Origin of the sequence: Spiroplasma endosymbiont of Cantharis rufa, from assembly GCF_964019665.1 — a bacterium.
In the GTDB taxonomy this organism is placed as follows: Bacteria; Bacillota_I; Bacilli_A; order Mycoplasmatales; family Mycoplasmataceae; genus Spiroplasma_A.
Window position 1 is genome coordinate 841,297 of record NZ_OZ026459.1, and the last position, 15,436, is coordinate 856,732.

The 15,436-nt window shown below is 23.5% G+C and carries 11 protein-coding genes; 1 reads left to right on the forward strand and 10 read right to left on the reverse strand.

Going from position 1 to position 15,436, the window contains the following annotated elements; translation table 4 throughout:
- Window positions 1-5 precede the first annotated feature (5 nt).
- Window positions 6-1,958, forward strand: coding sequence for an ABC transporter ATP-binding protein (locus tag AACL15_RS03665; protein WP_339033552.1), 1,953 nt, complete (start codon window positions 6-8; stop codon window positions 1,956-1,958).
- 97 nt (window positions 1,959-2,055) lie between these two features.
- Here the strand turns inward: AACL15_RS03665 and AACL15_RS03670 are convergent, their stop codons facing one another.
- From AACL15_RS03670 to AACL15_RS03715, 10 genes are all read right to left on the reverse strand, one after another.
- Window positions 2,056-3,630: a hypothetical protein gene (locus AACL15_RS03670; RefSeq protein ID WP_339033554.1), complete on the reverse strand. Its 1,575-nt coding sequence runs from the start codon at window positions 3,628-3,630 to the stop codon at window positions 2,056-2,058.
- Window positions 3,631-4,197: 567 nt separating this feature from the next.
- On the reverse strand, window positions 4,198-4,443 hold the full coding sequence (locus AACL15_RS03675) for a hypothetical protein (protein ID WP_339033556.1): 246 nt from the start codon (window positions 4,441-4,443) through the stop codon (window positions 4,198-4,200).
- A gap of 984 nt (window positions 4,444-5,427) precedes the next feature.
- A complete protein-coding gene (locus AACL15_RS03680; RefSeq protein WP_339033558.1) occupies window positions 5,428-8,223 on the reverse strand; it encodes a glycosyl hydrolase family 18 protein in 2,796 nt (931 codons plus the stop codon).
- Window positions 8,224-8,761: 538 nt separating this feature from the next.
- Window positions 8,762-9,502 (reverse strand): hypothetical protein, encoded by a 741-nt coding sequence (locus tag AACL15_RS03685; protein ID WP_339033560.1) that lies wholly within the window; start codon window positions 9,500-9,502, stop codon window positions 8,762-8,764.
- On the reverse strand, window positions 9,492-10,010 hold the full coding sequence (locus tag AACL15_RS03690; protein ID WP_339033561.1) for a dual specificity protein phosphatase family protein: 519 nt from the start codon (window positions 10,008-10,010) through the stop codon (window positions 9,492-9,494). The genes AACL15_RS03685 and AACL15_RS03690 overlap by 11 nt, the downstream gene beginning before the upstream one ends.
- Window positions 10,011-11,654, reverse strand: coding sequence for a PTS transporter subunit EIIC (locus tag AACL15_RS03695; protein WP_339033563.1), 1,644 nt, complete (start codon window positions 11,652-11,654; stop codon window positions 10,011-10,013).
- Window positions 11,655-11,744: 90 nt separating this feature from the next.
- Window positions 11,745-12,554, reverse strand: coding sequence for a hypothetical protein (locus tag AACL15_RS03700; protein WP_339033565.1), 810 nt, complete (start codon window positions 12,552-12,554; stop codon window positions 11,745-11,747).
- A gap of 189 nt (window positions 12,555-12,743) precedes the next feature.
- Window positions 12,744-12,995: a hypothetical protein gene (locus AACL15_RS03705; RefSeq protein ID WP_339033567.1), complete on the reverse strand. Its 252-nt coding sequence runs from the start codon at window positions 12,993-12,995 to the stop codon at window positions 12,744-12,746.
- Between the two features lie 86 nt (window positions 12,996-13,081).
- Window positions 13,082-13,660 (reverse strand): hypothetical protein, encoded by a 579-nt coding sequence (locus AACL15_RS03710; RefSeq protein ID WP_339033569.1) that lies wholly within the window; start codon window positions 13,658-13,660, stop codon window positions 13,082-13,084.
- Window positions 13,620-14,885, reverse strand: a complete 1,266-nt coding sequence (locus AACL15_RS03715) for a DUF262 domain-containing protein (RefSeq protein ID WP_339033571.1) — start codon at window positions 14,883-14,885, stop codon at window positions 13,620-13,622. The genes AACL15_RS03710 and AACL15_RS03715 overlap by 41 nt, the downstream gene beginning before the upstream one ends.
- Window positions 14,886-15,436: the final 551 nt, after the last annotated feature.

Consider the following 15,436-nt stretch of genomic DNA (forward strand, 5'->3'; position numbering starts at 1 on the left):
GAAAAATGGTTATTAAAAAAAGAAAAAAAGTTGAACTCTATTCTCACTTATTTCAAGCTATGAAAAATAAAAAGTTTTTAACTTTTTTAATGCTAACTTTAACAATTTCAATTGCTTTATTATTTATATGAAATATTAAAGCAATTGAACTTATTACAGCTTTATTAGTATCAAAAAGTGTTCTTGATTCTATGCAATCAATTAATACAACAGATATCTATGAAATAGTTCAAGAAATTGGACTTCAAATTACACAAGAAGAATTAGAGCAAATACTTAGTGCAATATCACTAGGTTCTAATGTTTATGAACAAATTATTCAAAAGTTTTTTTATGATTTTGTTTATTATGATGGTAATAAACTTTATATTAAGATTTTAGGAGGAGATTTTAGATTATTCACTCTTGCCTATTCAATGATTGTCGATGTTATTTTTGTTGTTATACTTTCTTACTTAAACTTTATTGTAAGTGGCTATATTGCTCAAGCTTATGAAAATCAATTAAAAGGCAAATTAATTAATAAAATAGTCGATCAAGATTTGAATTATTTTAATTCTAATAAAGCTGGTCAATTGATTTCAACTATTGTTAAGGACAGTTCAATTGTTTCTTCTTTTATTAAAGAAGCTCCAATTATTTATTTACTTTCAACAGTTACAATCCTATTTTCAGCTATTCTAATGTTCAATATTAGTTGAAAATTAGCACTTTGTGTCTTTGGATTATTATTAGCATTTATGATAATAATCTTTATCACTATTTTAATATCAAATAGAGCTACTAAAAAAATTAGCAAAATTACACAAAATTTAGACAATGATATTAGTGAAAAAATTTACAGTATTAGATTAATAAAATCTATGGGAACATTTAAACATGAGAAAAATCATTTTAATGAAATGATTGAAAGAGTATCAAAAAAAGAAAAGAAAAAATTCTTTGCTTCAGAAGTGCCTTCTGCATTAATAATTGGAGGGATTGGTAGTTTCTCAATGGCCTCTATTATCTTTGGAGTATTTCTATTCTATAATAATACTCAATCTTTAATCAGTATTATTACTGCTTTTACAACAGGTGTAATTGTTATGACAATTCCAATTATGCAATTAAGACAAGTAATTTCAGCTGTTCCCCATGCCAGAATTTCAGCTAACAATGTTAGTGAAATTCTAAAAAGTGAAATTACTATTGAAAAATTTAATGAAAAAGAAATTAATGAAAAAATTAATTCTATTGAACTAAAAAATATTGATTTTATGTATCCTGACACTGATAAGCATGTTATTAAAGATTTAAATGTTACATTAGTCAAAGGTAAAAAATATGCCTTTGTTGGACCAACAGGAAGTGGGAAATCTACAATAGCAAAATTATTATTGCGCTTCTATGATCCTCAACAAGGAGAAATTCTAATAAATAATAAAATTAAATTAAAGGATTTAAATTTGAAATCCTGGTTAGATAAGATTGGTTATGTCGATCAAGAGCCACAAATTTTAAGTGGTACTATCTTTGAAAATGTTGCCTATGGATTAGAAAATAAAACTAATGAAGAAATTATTGAAGCTTGTAAAAAGGCAAAAATGCATGAATTAATTATGCAATGACCAAATCAATATGAAACAATTCTATCTGAACGTGGTGCACAATTAAGTGGTGGTCAAAAACAAAGACTTGTAATTGCAAGACTTATTTTAAAAAATCCTGAAATATTAATTTTAGATGAAGCTACAAGTGCACTTGATAATATTGTTGAATCTGAGATTCAAAAAGAGTTAGAAAAACTAATGGAAGGAAGAACAACAATTTCAATTGCTCATCGATTAAGTACAATTAAAAACTTTGATGAAATTTATGTATTAGAACAAGATAAAGGAATTGTTGAAACTGGAAACTTTGAAAAACTTATATCTATAGAAGGTTTATTCAAAACTTTATATCAACTATCAAAATAATTCATTAAAAAAGCAGATTTATAATCTGCTTTTTTAATATCTAATCTTATTTTATTTACATTAATTTAAAAAATAAATGTTTTTTAAAAGTTGCTATTTAATCATGGGGTGGTGAATTTCAAATATCAATATCATAATCGATATCATTAGGATTTTCATTTTCAAAATTTTTTGCTTGAATTCAAACTCCAAATGTTGCTTCTTCATTATAATAAAATTCATTAAAAAAAAGTGATAAGTAGTTTGGATGGTTATTATATCTATTTCTAATTGCAGCATCAATTTGAGTTACTATTAAATTTTGTTCTTCAATAGTGTACTCAAAGTACTCAGGTGATGCTAACATTAATAATTCTCTTACCGTATTTATAAAAGGTTCATTATTATCTTTTCCAATACAAATCATATTTGCCAATGAATTAAGCGCTTCTCGATTTAAATAAATTTCAACTCCCCAATATCCATTTTGGAAATCATCATAAATAATTCTTGTTAAAAAGGGAGTTCCTCCAATTGGAGGAAATATTCTTTCAGTTGAAAAATTTCTTTCCTTCTCTAATATTTTTTTATTGTATAAATTTTCGACTTCAAAGTAATCTATAGTATTAAAAAAAGCAATTTTATCATTTAATTTAAAGTTAAATGTCATTGATGTATCTTCAAAAAAAGAATAATTGTTTTCAAAATGATGTTTATTCTCTAATCAAATATCATACTTATATTTAAACTCAGAATTTTTTTTAAAAATTAATTTAAAATCAGTTTGATTAATCAAAAATACTGAAGGAAATAACTTATCATAACTAAATGTTTCATATAGGTCCGTATTTAAATAATACTCATCTTCATTTTCTCCATTCCCTTTTATATCATATGTTTTTAATAATTGAGTAGGATCTGAACCATTAAAAATTCTTGAATAATTATATCTTTCATAAATTTTATTGTACTCATCAATTAGAATCCCCTCCATTTTTGCATCTGGAAAAGAAATAAAATTAAATTTTTCTTTAAGCAATTCCACATTTGATGCAAATCTTGGGATGGAATGATAGCTCATTAAACCTCCACTCTCAATTGTCTTTCTCTCAAAGGGCTTAGATAAATTGAATGCTTTACTAAATTTTATATCTGAATATATTTCTTGCTCTAAAGGTTGTCTTTTTGTAGAATCAAAAATTCCCACTTGCAAATTATTGATTCTTCAATCCTCTCCAGGTGAATTATCTTTTATTTCCTCTACTTTTATAAAAACTCCTCCCACTTGATAATTAGCATATTTAAAACCATGACTTATTATAGCTTTAGATATTAATTCCTTTGCCTTCTCATTTTTGCTATACGAAAAATTTAGAATTGAATTAGACAAAAAATTTTCTACATCAATATAGTCTAATTTTGAATTAGACTCGAATGCATTATATAAAAAATTTAGAGTTCATTGATCTAACATCAATTGATTAACTCGAGATGTTAAATACAAGTTACTATAAGCTATAAATTCGTTATAACTTGTTATTACATCAGAACAATCACAAGAACTACTTCTAGGTATTGGACTTATATTATTTGATAATTTAATATTTTCATTTGCATTTTCCACTCAAGAGTTTTGAAATAAGTTAACTGTTGACAGTGAAAAAATTCCAAAAAAGTTTAATAATTTTTTCATATATTAATTGCATTTTCCTTTTCTTTCATAACCCACCCAACATCCCTTATTTGATAAAACAATATTTTTATTATATATTTACTAGTGGAAAATACTCTTTTAAATAAAAAACTTAAAGTACTTTAATAATTTAATTAAATATATTATTTTAGTTTTTTATAGTTTTTAAAAGAGAAATTTTGTATTGTTATTAATTCCATAAACTTTAAAATAGAATAATTACTAATACTTTATTTAAATTAAATATTATTAATTATTAAAAAAAATATTAATTTGCTCCACATCTATTGATGACTTTAAAAAATTTATTTATAGGTTATTTTTAATAAAATAGTTATTTTTAAATGTGTTATTTCAAGGTGTAATAATTTTTTAATTCACCATACTTTTCAGAACATTTTTAATGTTTAAACAATTTTTAATATTTACAATATAAAAAAAATCCTCAAATATAGAATGTATTAGAATTTTTTTATTCTAACTCTAGACATAGAGGATAATATTCAATTCACAAATTTATAATATTTTTTTAATAACTGATTTAAGTAATTAATAAAAATTTATTATTTAATCAATGTTATTTAATTCCAATAATAAGAAATCAATTTTTACATTTAAATTTTTACATTTTATTTCTATTTCCATATTTTTTTTATTTTCATATAAACAAAAAGCTCATGCAGTTCCAATAATTGGAAAACCAATTGTAGCCATCATTATTCCTCAAACTTCACCTTTTTTTGCAATAAATAAACCTAAAATTAAAAATACAAAGCATAAAGCTAACAATGCAATCATTATTCCTATAAACATACTCTTTTCCTTCCAAAATTATAATTAGTAATTATTTATTTACTTGTTATAATTTACTATATAACTATACTATAAGATTATAAGATAAAATTATTTTTTTATTTATCATAAAAATTTAATATTGCTATATCTAAATTTATAAAATTTTTTTCTAATACAATTTTTAAATTTTCTGAAAAATTTATTGCAATAAAAGTTCATCCCTTTTTAAATTTTTTATTGTTTGATCACCAATAAAAAGAACTTCATAATTTCTCAAATCTTTTATAATTAAGCAACTCTCTCTAAAAATTTCATTAGAATTATTATCATATGCAATTTCCTTATTTCACCTAAATCATTATAAATAATATTTAAGCAAATCATCTTATGTTCTTTTAAAAATAATTTTAACATTAGTATATGGAAAACTATTTTTTTAGGTAGATATTCATTTTTTGCTTTATTTTATATATTATTGATTTTATACTTAGTTATATTTTTCACCTTTTTACACTAAAATTTCAAAAAAAATTTATTAAGCTTTATATTATTTTACTCAATAATTTTCTTTTCAATATGAGTAATAAGTGATTATATAGTTAAATATTAACAAGTAACTTTATTCTCCTTTGAATAAATAAATGGAGATTTTATGAAAGTACTACTGCTAGATACCTTGAAATAAGAATAATTAAGATTAATTAGAAATTAGTTTTAATAAAATTGTCTGTTAAAACACAGGTTTTTAAGTTAGTTTATAGTATTAAACATACAAGATAAAAATTTAAAGAATATCAACGGATTTGAGCTAAAAATTTTATTTGTAAAATGCCAATAAATTAGTTGCAAATAAAATTAAACATTTTTTAAAAGATGAAATAATGGAATTATTTCAGACTAAATAGTATGACTTTAGTATTAAACAATATTGAGAATTGAAATAAAAAAACTTATACATATGGATTGTATAAGTTCTTTGATTTACTTAAATTTAACTATAAACTATTTATTTCCTCAAGTTTCTTTGAATCAAGCTTCAAACATTCAATTTGCAACAGCATCAAAATTAATAGCTCATGTCATTAATCCACGAATGTGAATATTGTCATTTTCTAATAAAACATATGCTTTATAAATTGATTCTCTTGTTGCTGCACCTCTACCTGCAGCTTCATTAGTTGCAGCTCCTAAAACAAATTTATTTGTTGGAATTTTTTCATAGAAATCATTTTGAGAACTATATTTTGTTGTTAAATATTTTGTTACTAAGTAGTAGAATTCTCCTCTATACTCACTATCATCATTTGAAATATAAGATTTATTAATTCCTAAATAGTCTTTTTCTTCTTGATCAATAAATGGTCCAAATGCTCATCCATTATAGTATTGAGGATTAATAAAATCATAGATACCATCAAGTCCTTTTAAGAAAGGAATATAACTTCCTTGACTACCAGCTTCTGTATTATATTTTAGGTATGGTAATTCTGGAGCCATTGTTATCATAAATTCTTTACCTTTTGAATTTTGAATTTTTTTAGCTTCTTTTAAAGCTGAGATTGTAGTTTGTTGACTTTCTCTATGCCCAAGTGTTCCACCTTCTCAATCAATATCAATTCCATCAAATCCATATTCATCCATGTACTTAATAAATGTAGCAGTTAATTGGTCAGTTTGATTTTGTCTAAATCTCATTTCTCCACCAGTAGCTCCACCCATTGATAGAATTACTTTTTTACCAGCATTTTGTAAAGATTTAATTCCTTCTTTAATTCTATTTTTGCTTTGTGGGCTAAATGGTTCAAAAGTAGGCATTGCATATGGTTCTCATGTATATAAGAATGAAATATCAATTACATTATATGCAGAATTTAATAATTCATTACTATTTAATAGATCAACTGGATTACTGTGTTGTTCTGCTCCACCTCACTCATATCAGTATCCTACTAATAAAGCGTCATTAGATGGTTTTGGTTTTTCACCATTAGCTTTTAAACTATAAGTAATTAAAACTTCAGACTCTTCTTTATAAAAATCAGATTTTGCTTTTGCTTTAATTTTTGCTCCATTTGTAGTAATGTTTTTAACTTCAATTTCATCTTTTATTACATTTTTATTTTTACCATAAACTGCATCCAAAATTGTTGAAGTATTTGCGTCCTTAATTTCTCCTAAATCAGTTTGTTTTAAGTCTTCTGCTAAATCTTTTTTATTTTCAGGTACAACTTCTTCTTGTTTAACTGTAAAGTTAACTTCAGCAGAACCTTTATAAATTATGCTTTCACTAATAGAATTAATAGTTGCACTTGTTTGTGTTATATTTTTAACTTCAATACTTCCTAAGTCTAAGTTTGGGTTTTTTTCTACTAAAGTACTTAAAATTGTAGCTTCTGTATTTTCATTAAGTTCACCCAACTGATTGTTTTCAATAACATTGCTTAATTCTTTGGCCTCTATAACAGTTTTTGAAGTATAGAAATTAATCTCAGCAGAACCTTTATAACTATATGAATTTTCTTTGGCATTTACTTTTGCTGAGAATTTTTGATATTCATTATTATCACTTGAAATTTCTGTTATATCAGAGATTTCAATTTGATTTGAATCTAAACTTCTATTTGAATTGTAAACTAATTCTTTTACTTTTAAGTCTTTTATTTCTTCACCTTCTGCTAATTTAATAGCTGAATTTATATCAAAGCTTTTATTTTCAATAACTTTACTTAATTCTTCTTTTTCAAATGGTTTAGCATTTTCTGAAATACCATATGAAAGTCATACTTCATCTTTATATACTTCTTTACCAGCTTCATTAGGAACTAAAATTGAGTTATATTGATTAGTACCTTTTAAAGTTAATTTACTAGTATCTAAATTTGGATTGTTTCTTTTAACAGCTTCCATAATGGTTGCTTCTTTTGTATCTGAAATATTACCCAATCAAGTTGTTTTAACTTCATTATAAAGTGAAGTTGCTCCTGCTCCTTGACCTGCTGAATTTCCTTTTAAAGTAAAACTAATGTAGCATTCATCTTGATATACTTCTGAGTTTTCTTTAGCACCTACTTGTGCTCCTCAATCACTTATTGATCTAACTTCTAACTCACTAGTTTTAATTCCACTATTTTTTTGCTCTAAAGCAGTTAATATATTTCTTTCAGTTTCTTCTTTGTTTGCACCAACACTAATATCACCTAATCAGCTGTTTTTTACTACAGAAGAAAGTGCTTTTTTTGAAGAAGATGCATCATTAATTACACTATAAGAAACTGTTGATTGACCTTTATAAAGAGTTGAATCACTATTTGCTTCAATTGTAGCCCCTCATGAATTAATATTTTTAACTTCTAATTGGTCTGTATTAAGTAAAGGATTAAGTCCTTTTAACTCTTCTTTGATTGTTTTTTCATCATTTTTGTCAATTGTTCCCAATCAAGTATTTGTAATAGCTTCTCATAAATATTGAGAATCTGCTTTTCTATTACCAAAATCAAATTTAACACGAGCTTCTCCAGAATAATCAGTTGCTTTATTTTTGGCAACAAATACTGCATTTCCATTAAATAAATCAACATCTTTTAGTGCTAATTTATCAACATCCACTTTTGGATTATTTTCTTTAAGTGCTTTTTTTAAAAGATTTTCACTTACATTGTTAATTTTACCTAAATCCTTCTTTTTGATAAGTTTATCAATGTTTTTTGTACTTCCTGAAATTGAATTACAACTTACAACAGCTGATGATGTTGAAGCTGTAAATGCTATTGTAGATAAAATTGATAATAATTTTTTCATAATTCTACTCCTTTTTTAATTTATATATAATAATTATATATCAAAGTAAAAATATTTTTATAATAATAAAATATTTTTATGAGCATAAATAATTATGTCCTAAGCACTAATAAGCACTTTTTTTCTTCCTTTATAATCAATAAATAAATATTTTATGAAACAACTACTATTAAATACCAATAAAATACCTGTAAATAAAACTCAACAAAGTTTTAAAGACGAAATACTAGACCTATTCAAACTTAATACTATGCACTTAGTCACCAATACCAAAGAACAATATACTCTAATAAAAAAACATATTCGCAAATTTATGAATTTGTTTTAAAAGTATCTAATTATAATCTATATATAGGTAGATAGCCCCACAAATAAAACAAGTAAACCTGAACAAAATAAGGCTATTGGCATAAACTTAATAAAAGACTTATTATTACTTTCTAATTTAAAATTAGAATTTTTTTTATGTTTATTTATAAATAAAATTATAAATGAACACATAAATAAAATAATAGAAATACTAAGAAATATAATTAAACTAATTAACATAATTTAATACCTCCTTTGCATCCAAATTCATACTATAACTTTGAAAATTAAATACATCTTTTAAAATTGCACTTAACTGTTTTTCTAATTCTTTTGTTAGGTCTTTTATGTTTACAATTAAAATATCATTATCTTGACCTGTACTAAAATTTCTACAAGAAACACTAGTAACTTTTTCACCTTTACATATTTTTTTTAATAAATCTTTTGTTTTTTTTGTATTTAAAGTTGAATTGAAATTTAAATAAAAATATCTATTTAGTAAGTTTAATATTTTTATTTTGCCTAAATTATATTTAAAAATTTCATTTAATTCCTTATTGTATATATTTAAATCTGAATTTCTCAGATCAATAAAACCAAATTCATTTCCTCTACTTGAATAAAACTGTGATAACTCAATAAATTTTAAATTATTTGTTTCAAAGAAATTTGATTTTTTATATCTATCAATTATTATTGGAAAATCAATTAGTTTATATTTATTTTTAAAATAACTAATAAACAATATAAAGTTTTCTTCTGATACAATTTTTGAGTTTTCTGTAAAATTTATTGCAATAAAATTTCCATCTTTTTTTAAATTTTTTATTGCCTCATCTCCAATAAAAAGAACTTCATAATTTCTTAAATCTCTTAGAATTAAGCAACTCTCTCTAAAAATTTCATTAAAATTATCATCATATGCAATTACCTTATTTCAATCAAAATCAATATAACTAATATTCAAGTAAATCACCTCATGTCTTTTTAGAAAGAATTTTAACATTGGTATATGGAAAATTATTTTTTAGATAGTTATAAACTCCGTAATTAACTTTCATATAAGGATATATTTTTGTTAAATATTCGTTTATAGCTTCTTCAAAACTACTAAAGTTTAAAATATTGCTAACTACTAAATATATAAATATAGTTGAAGCGCTTCTACTAACACCAAGTTGACAGTGTGTATAAATTAAATTGTTTTCAATATTTTCGCTTATAAACTTTATTGCTAAGGCAAACTTATAATCATTAAAATCAGACGGGTCATGTGAGTCTAATATATTCAAAGCTAACTTGTCATCTATTTTTACAAAATAATCATTATAAATAGTATTTTGCTTATTTGCATACTTTTGTTTTAACATATCATAATAAATATTACTTATTTTTAATTCCTTATGTGCTGTTTTAAGTTTATTTGAAAATTGATCTCCTAGATATAAATTATTTGTAATTTTTATAAAAGGCATTTAGTCTTCAACTCCTATATATTCTCTAACCTTAGTTGCAATATTAGTAACTCTGGGTCCATAAATAATTTGTTTTTGCTCTCCTAAATCCTTAATACCATAAGGCTTTGTTTTATTAATTATATCTAAATTAAATTTTTCTTTATCAATTAATGTCACTCTTAGTCTTGTAATACAATTTGCCATTATTTTAATATTTTCTTTTCCCCCACAGCCATTGACAATATTTAAGATAAACTCTTCATCATATTCTTCTTTTTTATTACTTTTAGATTTTACTTTTTCTTCTTTTTGTTCTAAAATATTTTCTTGTATTTTAGAATTATCTTTTTCACCCATTACAGCTATTTGACCATCTCTTCCTGGTGTATTGTAGTTAAATTTTTTTATTAATACATAAAATGATCCAAAATAAACAGCACCAGCAATTGGTCCTACTATAAATAACCCTCAAACATTTTGAATATTTTTAAAGTTTGTTGCATCCACTGCCAGTCATGTAATAATACCACTACCCCTTGTAGAAACTTGTGCAAAGCCACATAAGTACATACTCATATAAGTTATTCCTGTAAAAATTACATGTAATACATATAATACAGGAGCTGTAAATAAAAATGTAAATTCAATTGGTTCAGTAGTTCCAGCTAATGCTGAAGCTAGCATAGCTGAAATAATTGCTCCTCCTGCAACTTTTCTATTCTCTTTTGCAATACACATATACATTGCCAATGAAGCTCCCCCCAAACTAAAGATATTAGTTGGAAATGTTCCATTAACAATTCAAGTATCTTTTGCAGTAATAAAGACACCTTCCCCTAATTTTGCAATAGCAATATTATAAATTCCTTCAATAGCAACACCTTCACCATTTATTCAAGTTGCACCAACTGAAGTATAATATAAGAAATAATTAATTACTTGGTGTAAGCCAAAGGGAATTAAAGCTCGATTTGCCATTCCATATAATAGCGGGGCCAATGCTCCCATATGTTGTCAAGATTCACCAATTGATTTTAAACCTTGATTAATATATATTCATGTAACTCCTATTGGCATTCCAATAAATCATGCTACTAAAGTTGACGCTACTGGTGAAAATCTTGGTCCACCAAAAAATGATAGAAATGTTGGAAATTTTAATTTATAAGTATACTTATGAATATAATAACCAATCAATCCAGCAACCATTCCCCCAAAAGCACTATATTGAAATGAAACTACTCCAAATCTTGTAATCAAACCATACTCTTTTGCATTTTTTAACATTTCTGGATAAACAACTTGAAGCATTAAATTTGCAGCAAAATGCATTGCTGCATATGCCATAATACCTGATAAAGCTGCAGAAACCTTTTCAGATTTTGCAAGCCCTGCAGCTAAACCAATAGCCACTAAAAAGTCAATATTTGTGATTGCTATCATACCAATATTTTTAATAGCATCTAAAGCAATTTTTGTACCACCACTATAAGTTCCCACTTCAGTTGCAATTGCTTGACCTGCATAACCAATTGAACCTATTAAAGCTAAAAGTGGAATGACTGTTACTGGTACTAATATAGCTCGTCCAAATTGTTCTAAACCACTTCGTAGATTAGTAAGAAAACTTTTAAGTTTTGTTTTTTTAATCTTTTTATTCATTATTACCTCCCAAATAAATTTTATTCATTTAAAGGCAATTTTATAATTTAAATAATTTATATTTTTTACATAAAATATAAATTATTTAAATTATTCTTTATTTTTAGTTGCAATCTTTTCTCTCATTTCCAAATGTTTACTACTTGATTTTGAAATAATCATTAATAAAAGTGCATCACATATTAATTGAATTGTGTATTTTTCTATTAATGGAGTTGATCTACTGTTCTCTGTAAAAAAACTCTTTACAATTCCATAAATGTGTTCATCTAACAAATCATTTGCAAAAGATTCATTTGTACTTATTCCAACAACTTTTAAAGGTTTTCTTTCTTTGATCAAATTTAAATATCTAAAGACCTTTGAATTATTTCCAGAAATAGTGAAAATAATTACGAGTTTATTTTCCACATCATATATTTGATGATTATATAAAGATGTTTCTAACTTTACTTTAAAATTTAGCTCTAATAAATTAAAGAAAAATGGCTCAATAACTTTTGCGGTTTTACCCGTTGCAAAAAAAATAATTTCTGGATTAGTACTTGTAATTAAATTGGATAATTCTAAAATTAAATCACTATTTACAGATTTTTTAATTAAGTTAATATTTTCAATTACCTTACTAAAATATATATCAATACTTTGGTTATCAATTAATTCATTGTTAGCTGAGTAATATGAATCTTGTAGCATATGTTTCAAATTTTTAAAACCCCCTATTCCTATCTTAAATAAGGTTTTACTTATTACACTCTCTTGAACATTTAATTGCTTTGATATATTTTTTATTGAAATATCACTGAAGTTATTTAGATTATCTCTTATGAAATAAATAACTTTTTTTTCTTGAGGAGATAATTCATTTTCCTTCTCCTTAATTAAATTCAATATATTCATCTATAAGCCCCTCTATCAAACAGGTTTAATGCAAAACTGTTTGAATTTTCTTCTTTTTTGAACAAATACAAAATTCTAATATATAAAAAAATAGTTAGCTATAATTTTGATTTAAATGTATTTAACTTACTAAGGATCTAATATACCTATTTTTTAGTTAAAATTTTTAGAAATCATAAATATTTTATATTAATTTAAGAAGTATTTTAAAATATAATTTTTTGTCATACTACATAATTTGATAGGGTTCCATAACAAACCTTTTGGAAATATTGAGGTAAAGTTAGCTTCATTATTTATATTGTATCTTTTCATTCAAAGTCGTACAATTTGTCATCCAGATTTTAAATCTGAATCACTTGCTATTTTATTATAACTTTCTCCATTTCGATATTTTTCTAATGCTATTGTTTTTATTTTCTCATGTATTATTTTAGGCATAAAAAATGACAACCCTTCTATTAAGACTATTAGTCTCTTTTAGGTAGTCTATTCTTTTTCTAGCATTCTCTTGTTAATTATATAATTTAAAAATTATTATCTATAAATTTAAAAACTTTATTTATAATTTTTTCATATCCAAAAATAATTTTTTTAAGTTTTATTTTATTTTGAAAATTAATGTTAATATCAATAATTGGGCTTTTATTGTCAAAAGAAATTTCACCATGTGCTATAGAATTTCTATTTTTAGAATCTAAAATATTAAAATCAGGTTTTATATTCATAATATCTAAAATAAATTCAATATCGTTATATATTGATTTTCCTTTTTTAACTCTTATATTATTAAAATCAAAATCCTCATGACTATCATAAATATGTATATTCATAATATTTTTATTAATAATTTGGCGCTCTTTTTTTGATAATTTATCATTTAGAGATTTAAAGAAAATTTTTTTAATTATAATTTCTACTTCATCTTTTGAATTATAAAAATTTCTTTCAAATTCCTCAATAATAAAAACTAAAGTTTTTTTTATAAAACCCTCAATACATGAATTTACTAAAAATAAGAATATTTTGTAATCCAAAATTTTATTTTTTTTTCTTATATATTCTTTATAAGAGTGAGTTATTAATTGAAACTGCGATTTCTTCATTTGTCATATTTTCATTATAATTAAATTTATGTATTGAGAATAAGTTTAATGATATTTTTTGAGGTTCCCTAGTAAATTTGGACTTCATTTTTTTAGGCTCCCCGTGCTGATTTTTTATAATAAAAGGTTCATTCCCCTCATTTATTAAATTAATTAGATTTTTTATTTTTTTAAATTTTGTTAAATCTGGTTTTGAACTTTCTTCTTGAATTATTTTCATAATTAATGGATACATATTTAATCAAGAATTTGATGGCTCAGCATTGCTATTATTCTTATTAAAAATTGATTTTATTTTAGAATCTTCTTTATTTCATTCTTTTTTAATTTCTAAAAAATAATCATTTGCTTTTATAACTAAACTAGCTAACTCTTTAATTTCTTCTGCATCAGTAGAGCTTATAAAGAGTGCAATTTCATCTTCAATACTTTTAACATTAAAATTTTTTGTAATAGCAATATCATAATTTTTATATATTCAAAAAATTTTAAAAATATAAAATCACTCTTTATCATTCAAAATAACATTTTTATTTTCTCCAATAATTGCAATTCTAAAATTATGGCAAGCATTTATAATATCCTCTCTAAAAAGTTGAGAGTTTTCTTTTGAAAATAATTTTGACTTATAAATATCTCCGTTCTCAATTGGTATTCCTGTTGAATTTAATCTATGAAATACATCAAAAACTCCTTTTTCACTACCCTCATCATAATCCGTGTTATCAAAATAATAAGTTGGAAAAATTACATTATTAAAGATGCTATTAAAATCTTCAAATTTATTAGCTAAAAATTTATAATCTATCTCATTTTCTTCTGCATCCAATAATTTTAATAATTCTTGATTTAAAATGTCCTTATCTAATGAAAATAAATTTTCAATATTCGTATCATCACCCTGAATTTTCTCATCCTCAAACTTACCCGAAAATTTTAACATTGTAATTAATCTTTGCTTACCATCAATTACTGAATAATATTGTTTATTTCTAGAAATATATATTGGTTGAAATGGAAATTCCTGTAATATTGATTCTATAAATTTAGTCGCTCTACTAATATCTCATATTTTTTTCCTTTGAGTATCATGATCAAAATTTAGAATACCACTACTATATAAAGATGAAAATTCTGAAAATGTAGTTAAAGATATATCATTATTTTTAAAATTTATCAATTTTTCTACTTCTTTACTTAAGCTTTTCTGGTTTTTTTTATTCATAACTTTCCTTAATTAAAGCATTAAAAATTATAACTTAATACTTACATTTTTATTATACTTATTTTTCTTCATTAATTTAGTATTTTCTTTATTTTCTATAAGAAAACTTAAAAATATATCTGGCTCTTCTGCATTAAAAAAAGTATGACGATACTTTATTTTTTACTAGTATTTCAAAATATTTTATAAATAAATTTATATTTTTTGAATAAATATAATAACTAGTTCCATAAAATAGGGTATTTTTTGAATTCATACCCTGAGTTCTTCAATAGACTCATAATTTTTGATTTAATTTCAATTTTCTTTGTTCTAAAACTTTTTAATTCTTTTCTAAGTAGTTGTATAATTAATGATTTATATTTTTTTCAATTGGAGAGACTAATTATAATTTTCTTATTATTCTAAAAATAACTGTTTTCAATAAAATAATTTGAACTTTTAAAATTAAAAAATTATTTGCTTTAGAATAGACTCCTTAAAGAGACTAATAGTCTCAATAGAAGTTTAAGACAATTGAAGATAGTAAAAGTTATCTTAAAACTAAATTA